We start from the raw sequence: 6,936 nt of genomic DNA on the forward strand, positions 1-6,936 counted from the left end.
TTTATTGTTTTAGGGCTTGAAGGTAAGTATTTAAAGCTTATTAAGCACTTCTATCGTTCTTTCCATCTTCTCTTTCGTAATATCCAGATGCAGCACCAGTCGTACCCGGTTTGAGGTAATAGCATAACCAAGTATATTACGTTCTTTTAATTTTTCAACCAGTTCTTTTGCGGTGATAGCCTTTGTTTCAAAAATAATGATATTGGTTTCCACCGGTAAAACGTGCGCTGTAAAAGAGCTTTGCTGCAAAGCTTCTGCAATAGCTTTTGCATGGACATGATCTTCAGCCAGGCGGTTCACATTATTTTGAAGGGCATAAATGCCGGCAGCAGCTAAAAAGCCCGCCTGGCGCATACCGCCGCCCAATACTTTTCTGATACGGCGTGCCTGTTTAATAAATGCTGCATCGCCGATTAACACACTACCCACCGGGCAGCCCAGGCTCTTGGACAGGCAAATGGAAATGCTGTCAAAAATAGCCCCATACTGCTCCGGTGTTTCATTTTTTGCAACCAGCGCATTAAATAACCTTGCACCATCGATATGAAAAAGAAGATCATGATCTACACAAACTTTTTTGATTTTTTTAAGTTCCTCAAAATCATAACAGCTGCCTCCGCCCCGGTTGCTGGTATTCTCTACAGCAACCAGGCTGGTGCGCGGGCGGTGCACATCATCGGGTTGTACAGCTTCCAGTACCTGTGCTGCATTGATCCGGCCTCTGTCGCCCGGCAATAGTTTTACCGAACATCCGGAATTAAACGCAATGCCGCCACCTTCGTATTGGTAGATATGTGCATCGGCATCGCAGATCACTTCATCGCCCGGCTGCGTATGACATTTGATGGCGATCTGGTTGGTCATGGTTCCGCTGGGACAAAATAACGCTGCCTCTTTGTCAAACATAGATGCAGCCAGCTGCTCCAGTTGATTTACAGAAGGGTCTTCCCCGAAAACATCGTCGCCCACGGGCGCTTTCATCATGGCTTCCAGCATAGCGGGAGAAGGCCTTGTAACTGTATCAGAGCGGAAATCAATATAGGTATTCATAAAATGTTATTGCATCAAATTTAGTTCAAGTACGGCATTTGCACGAAGTTTGTATTGTATCTTTGTTATTGATGGAAAAAGCAGCACTATTAAAGAAGATAAAAGAAACAGTGCACAGCGTAGAGCCCGGTGCAACGGTGATCCTTTATGGTTCTTATGCAAGGGGAGAGGAGAATAAGCATTCAGATATCGATCTTTTGATATTGGTAGATAAGGATATGGCTTATGCGGATGAAAAAAAGATAAGGTATCCTTTATTCGATCTGGGGTTTGATACAGGGTTAGTGATTAGTCCGTCAGTTTATTCATTAAAGAGCTGGGAAACTAAATATTATATCACACCTTTTTATGAGAATATAAAGAAGGAGGGTATAACTTTATGACAGATCATAACAAGTCGATTGAAATTGGGGTTAAGCGGGCCTATATGAGTTTGAAAGCAGCAGCTCTTTTAATGGAGAACGGGTTTTATGATGAAGGGGTGAGCAGGCTGTATTACGCTTGCTTTTATATTGTGAGGGCCTTGTTATTACAGGATGATCTGCGACCAACCACTCATAAGGGTGTTCAGCAGATGTTTGGTAAAAATTATGTAATTAGAAATATCTTGTCCAGGGAAACGGGAAAATTTTTTGCAGAACTTTTTTTTATGCGGCAGGAAAGTGATTATAGCGATATAACAGAAATAAATAAAGAAGTGATAAATGAATTGTTAGGTGCAGCTCAGGGTTTTATATCTGAAATAGAAAAACTAATTAAAACACAAGAATAATTTTTTTGTTATGCCATCATTTGATTTTGTAAGCAAGGTAGATGCCCAGGCGCTGGATAACGCTGTGAATGTGGTATCAAAAGAAATTTCAAACCGCTTCGATTTTAAAGGTTCGCACCTGGTGATAGATCTTGATAAAAAAAGCTATACACTGAAAGTGGAAACGGAAGATGATATGAAGATGAAACAGCTGATTGATGTGCTGGTGAACCGGGCCCATAAGCAGGGTATTGCGCCTGAAGCATTCGACCTGAGTAAAGAAGGGAGCATGATCGGTAAAGCATGGAAAAAAGAAATTTCAGTTCGTAACGGGTTGAAGCAGGAAGATGCTAAAAAAATAATCAAGCACATCAAAGACAGCGGGTTAAAAGTGCAGGCCTCTATTAACGATGACCTGGTACGTGTAACAGGTAAAAAAATAGACGACCTACAGGCAGTAATACAGGACTCGAAAGGATGGAACATGGGTATTCCACTACAGGTAGAGAACATGAGGAGCTAGGAATGTAGAATATTGAATTTTAAATGTAGAATGTAAAATGATGAATGTGCGACCGGTATCGCGGCATAAGTTTTATGTTTAAAAATTCAATGTCATTTACCTGACGTTTCTTTACGATATCTTTCAATATGGCATAGAATTTCTATACTGCATGATCGGATACTGGATGCCGGATACAAGTTACTGGATACTGGTTACGGCCTTGGTCCATGGACGATGGTCTATTGAACATTGATTGTTGATTATTTTTTGTATAGAATTTCTGTACTATGTGGATACTGGATGATGCTTGCGGAGACTTAACATTCATCATTCTACATTTAATATTTTACATTCTACATTTAATCTCCTACCTTTGCCGCTCTCCAAAAGGCATCTTTTGGGCAAAATTTATTAATAACAGTACGGCAAAATCCGTACAACCTTAAAAATCATATAGTTATGAAGAAAGGTCTCCATCCTGAAAGTTACCGTTTCGTTGTGTTTAAAGACATGAGTAATGGTGATGCTTTTTTAGGAAAGTCTACTGCAAGTTCTAAAGAAACCGTTAAATGGGAAGATGGTAATGAATATCCTGTAATTAAGCTGGAAATTTCAAGTACTTCTCACCCGTTCTTTACTGGTAAAAATATGCTGGTGGATACTGCAGGACGTATCGACAAGTTCAAAAAGAAATACGCGAAAAAATAATTTTTCTCCCGGACATTCTAATGTTAGTACAACCCCGCTTTGGCGGGGTTTTTTATTTGAAATAGGATGGTTTGATGAATGAGACCATTTTAGGAGGAGAATCACCGGTGCGCTGTAAATGGTCAGGCAGCGGTATAATAGCTGATATATATCATGTGACGGTCCGTTCATTATTTTTCATAAATCAGTATCTTAGAGGCCTTGAAATGCAGATCATTTTTTCTGATAAATATATAAATACAGCGCAGCTTTATCCCTTTGTACTTACGCGAAAAATAGAGGATATAAGGGTGGGCATCTTTACAATCAGGGAGAAATGGGAGCGGCTGCTTGGTGCACAAACCAGGCAGGGCAGCGCAACAACTGCGAAAGGTTTGGTTATTAGTTCAAATGTGCTGCCTGGTAAGGAGCTGTTAGTCCAGGCAAAGAAGCTAAAGGCCGGGCAGGCTATTTGTGATGAAGAGGGGAATGTGCTGGTGCATCATACTTTACACGCTTCGGATAAGTTTACAGATATTATTACGGTTGAAGACTGTATGAGGATCGTATTTCCCTGGCATATTTTTCAGCTGAATGCGAGGGCTATAGAGCTGGATTTCGAACTGGTAAGAAAGGGCCGGAAGAAAATACTGGGCGACGGTTCTGTTCATATCAGCAATAAAAAAAATGTTTTGATTGAAGAGGGCGCGGAGGTCAAACATACGATCATCAATGCAGATGAAGGTCCGGTGTTTATTGAAAAAGGGGCGTTGGTGATGGAAGGCTGCTTGTTACGGGGGCCGGTTTACATTGGCGCAGGTGCAGTAGTAAAAATGGGCACGAGGATCTACGGCGCTACTACTATTGGACCTGGTTGTACCGTTGGGGGGGAAATTAAAAATTCTGTACTGTTTGCTTTTTCCAATAAAGCACATGATGGCTACCTGGGAGATGCTGTAATAGGAGAATGGTGTAATATAGGTGGAGGAACGAGCAATAGTAATTTAAAGAATACAGCCGGTGATATTACAGTACATTTGCAGGGCAAAAAATTTACAGCGGGGAAAAAATGTGGTGTGCTGATGGGCGATTTTTCAAGAACCGCTATTAATACAAGCTTTAATTCTGGAACAGTTGTGGGCGTGAGCGCTAATGTTTTCGGATGCGGACTTACACCAAAATATATCCCGTCTTTCAGCTGGGGCTTTGATAGTACGGTGAAATATGAGCTTCATAAAGCCCTGAAGGATGCCGGCGAATGGAAAAAATTCAAAAAATCTGTATTAACAGAAAGTGAAATAAAAACGCTTACTAATATTTATAACAGTAAAACAAAAATTAAATGAGAAAGCAAATCGCAGCAGCGAACTGGAAAATGAACCTTACCTATACCGAGGGACAACAATTACTGGCAGACATCTTACAGAATGACCTGGGAAGCAAGGACAACCACGAAGTGATTTTTGCAGTACCTTTTCCTTACCTGATCATGGCAAAGGAAAAAACAACCGCTTTGAAAAACTATTTTATAGCTGCGCAGAATTGCAGCAACAAGGCTTCAGGGGCCTATACCGGTGAGGTTTCGGCTTCCATGCTGGCATCTATTAATATCAAGCATTGTATTATTGGCCACAGTGAAAGGCGGGAGTACTTTAACGAAACGAACCTTGAGCTTTCTGAAAAATTAGATTTACTTCTGGGGGCAGATATTACGCCAATTTTCTGTTGCGGCGAGCCATTGGAAATAAGGGAGGCTGGCACTCAAAATGAATTTGTTGCTAAGCAGTTAAAGGAATCTTTATTTCATTTATCGGCAGAGGATATTAAAAAAGTGGTAATTGCTTATGAGCCTATCTGGGCTATTGGCACCGGTAAAACAGCTACTACAGAGCAGGCACAGGAAATACATGCTTACCTGCGTTCGGTGATTGCAGATCAATACAGCGCAGCAATTGCAGATGAGATCTCTATTTTATATGGAGGCAGCGTAAAAGCTAATAATGCTAAAGAAATCTTTTCTTGCCCCGATGTTGACGGAGGCCTTGTAGGCGGGGCGTCTTTGGTGGCGATAGATTTTATTGAGATTATAAAAGCCCTGAAATAGTATATCACAACTAAACAAAAAAAGCCGGCCAACTATTATTGTGGCCGGCTTTTATATTGGGTTTATATCTTTAAAACACCAGGTTATTCAAATACGCAGCGCCTTCTTTCACGCAATCTAACGGAGCCTTTTCGTAGGCCTCCTGTTCTAAAATATAGCGTTGCATACCCAGGTTCTTTGCCTGTGCCAATATGGATTTATAATCAATAGAACCTTTGCCTACAATACAGCTTTGGTTTGCTTCTCCTTCTTTATACGGCGTATTTTTTTTGCGGTCTTTTATATGGCAAAGCTTAAAGCGCCAGTTGTAATTCTTCATCCATTGCACGGGATCCTGACCGGCTGTAACTACCCAGTAAATATCCATTTCAAAATCAACAAGGGCGGGGTCGGTATGCTTCATCAATATATCCTGCGGAAATTGCCCGCTTTGTATCCGGAAGGAGTAGTCGTGGTTGTGATAAGCAAATCTTAGCCCGTTCTTCTGGCAGATCTCGCCCGCCTTATTAAAGTCATTTGCGGCTTTTTTGTAGTCATCCAGGCTTTTTTGCCTGCCCAGCCACGGGCAAACAAGATATTTCATACCTATAGCTCCTGCTTCTGCCGCCTTTTTTTCAAAGTCCTTCCTGAAGTCGCAATGGCTGCTTATTACTGACATTCCAAGGCTGGCTACATATTTTTTAAAATCGGCAGGACTCATGCCCCAGAACATGCCGTCCGGCCCTTCATAGCTTTCAATTTCCTTATACCCAAACGAAGCCAGCTTTTTTAAAACGCCTTTAGGATCTTTAGGCAGGTCGTCGCGAAGCGAATACAGCTGAATACCCAGGTTCTTTATAGTTCCTTTATTGCCCGATGCTTTACTTCCGGCACAGGAAGCCAATGCCATACCCAGCGCCGCGCTGCCACTCATTGTTAAGAAATGTTTTCTGTTCATTTTTTATAAGTTTAATATTGGAGGAAGCAGACGTTAGATATCAGACGTTAGTATTTAGACTTTACTAACAATATTCTATAGTCTAACGTCTTTTGTCTATCGTCTTTTCTCTATACATCACAAACCTGTATGGCCTGTTCCAGCGCTTTAAATCTTTCTGCTTCGGTTTTTCCTGTCGGGATAAATTCCTGCGCCACATATCCTTTAAACCCTGTATCTGTAATAGCCTTCATAATGGCAGGGTAGTAAAGTTCCTGCTGGTCATCCAGTTCATGCCTGCCCGGTACACCGGCAGTATGATAGTGTGCTATGTATGGATGATGGGCGCGGATATTCGCAATGATGTTTCCTTCGTCTACCTGCATATGATAGATGTCGTACAGTAATTTAAAATTTTCGCTGCTTAATCTTTTGCAAAGCTCAACACCCCAGGCAGTATGATCGCACATATAGTCTTTATGATCTACCTTACTGTTTAAAAGCTCCATTACCAGCACCACATTGTTTTTTTCTGCAAGTGGCAAAATCCTCTTTAAACCTTCTACGCAGTTCCGTAAGCCTGTTTCATCATCCATTCCACGGCGGTTGCCGCTAAAGCATATCAGGTTCTTATAGCCGGCTTTTGCAACCAGTGGAATGCCTTCTTCATAATCTTTTACCAGGCCATCATGAAATTCCTTTCCGGCAAAGCCATCTGTAAGGCTTACTTTCCCGGGTATATAGCACATGCTGCATGTGAGGCCATGTTTCTGAATAACAGGCCATTCTTTAGGGCTTAGCAGATCAATGGCGGTGAGGCCCATTTTTTTTACAGCAATGCACAATTCTTCCAGTGGTACTTTGCCAAATGTCCATTGGCAAACGCTGTGGTTAATGTTTCCTTTTAGCACCTGTTTTTTTTT

Annotated in this window: 9 protein-coding genes; 6 read left to right on the top strand and 3 right to left on the bottom strand. The window is 41.5% G+C overall.

Features of this window, described 5'->3' with window-relative positions:
• Positions 1-30: 30 nt before the first annotated feature.
• Positions 31-1,050: a low-specificity L-threonine aldolase gene (gene ltaE / locus ACYVBM_RS14800; RefSeq protein ID WP_460686459.1), complete on the bottom strand. Its 1,020-nt coding sequence runs from the start codon at positions 1,048-1,050 to the stop codon at positions 31-33.
• A gap of 71 nt (positions 1,051-1,121) precedes the next feature.
• On the opposite strand from ltaE, the gene ACYVBM_RS14805 reads away from it, so the two are divergent.
• From ACYVBM_RS14805 to tpiA, 6 genes are all read left to right on the top strand, one after another.
• Entirely contained in the window at positions 1,122-1,433 is a 312-nt protein-coding gene (locus ACYVBM_RS14805) for a nucleotidyltransferase domain-containing protein (protein WP_460686460.1), read from the top strand.
• On the top strand, positions 1,430-1,822 hold the full coding sequence (locus ACYVBM_RS14810; protein ID WP_460686461.1) for a HEPN domain-containing protein: 393 nt from the start codon (positions 1,430-1,432) through the stop codon (positions 1,820-1,822). The genes ACYVBM_RS14805 and ACYVBM_RS14810 overlap by 4 nt, the downstream gene beginning before the upstream one ends.
• A 10-nt stretch (positions 1,823-1,832) precedes the next feature.
• Positions 1,833-2,324, top strand: a complete 492-nt coding sequence (locus ACYVBM_RS14815; RefSeq protein ID WP_460686462.1) for a YajQ family cyclic di-GMP-binding protein — start codon at positions 1,833-1,835, stop codon at positions 2,322-2,324.
• 441 nt (positions 2,325-2,765) lie between these two features.
• On the top strand, positions 2,766-3,014 hold the full coding sequence (locus tag ACYVBM_RS14820) for a type B 50S ribosomal protein L31 (RefSeq protein ID WP_460686463.1): 249 nt from the start codon (positions 2,766-2,768) through the stop codon (positions 3,012-3,014).
• A gap of 206 nt (positions 3,015-3,220) precedes the next feature.
• Positions 3,221-4,339, top strand: a complete 1,119-nt coding sequence (locus ACYVBM_RS14825) for a putative sugar nucleotidyl transferase (RefSeq protein WP_460686464.1) — start codon at positions 3,221-3,223, stop codon at positions 4,337-4,339.
• Positions 4,336-5,097, top strand: coding sequence for a triose-phosphate isomerase (tpiA, locus tag ACYVBM_RS14830; RefSeq protein WP_460686465.1), 762 nt, complete (start codon positions 4,336-4,338; stop codon positions 5,095-5,097). The genes ACYVBM_RS14825 and tpiA overlap by 4 nt, the downstream gene beginning before the upstream one ends.
• A 70-nt stretch (positions 5,098-5,167) precedes the next feature.
• Here the strand turns inward: tpiA and ACYVBM_RS14835 are convergent, their stop codons facing one another.
• Entirely contained in the window at positions 5,168-6,034 is an 867-nt protein-coding gene (locus ACYVBM_RS14835) for a sugar phosphate isomerase/epimerase family protein (RefSeq protein WP_460686466.1), read from the bottom strand.
• A 110-nt stretch (positions 6,035-6,144) separates the two neighbouring features.
• Positions 6,145-6,936, bottom strand: a 792-nt coding sequence (locus tag ACYVBM_RS14840) for a hydroxypyruvate isomerase family protein (RefSeq protein ID WP_460686467.1), incomplete at its 5' end; no start/stop codon positions are given.

Source organism: Niabella aquatica, assembly GCF_054779315.1.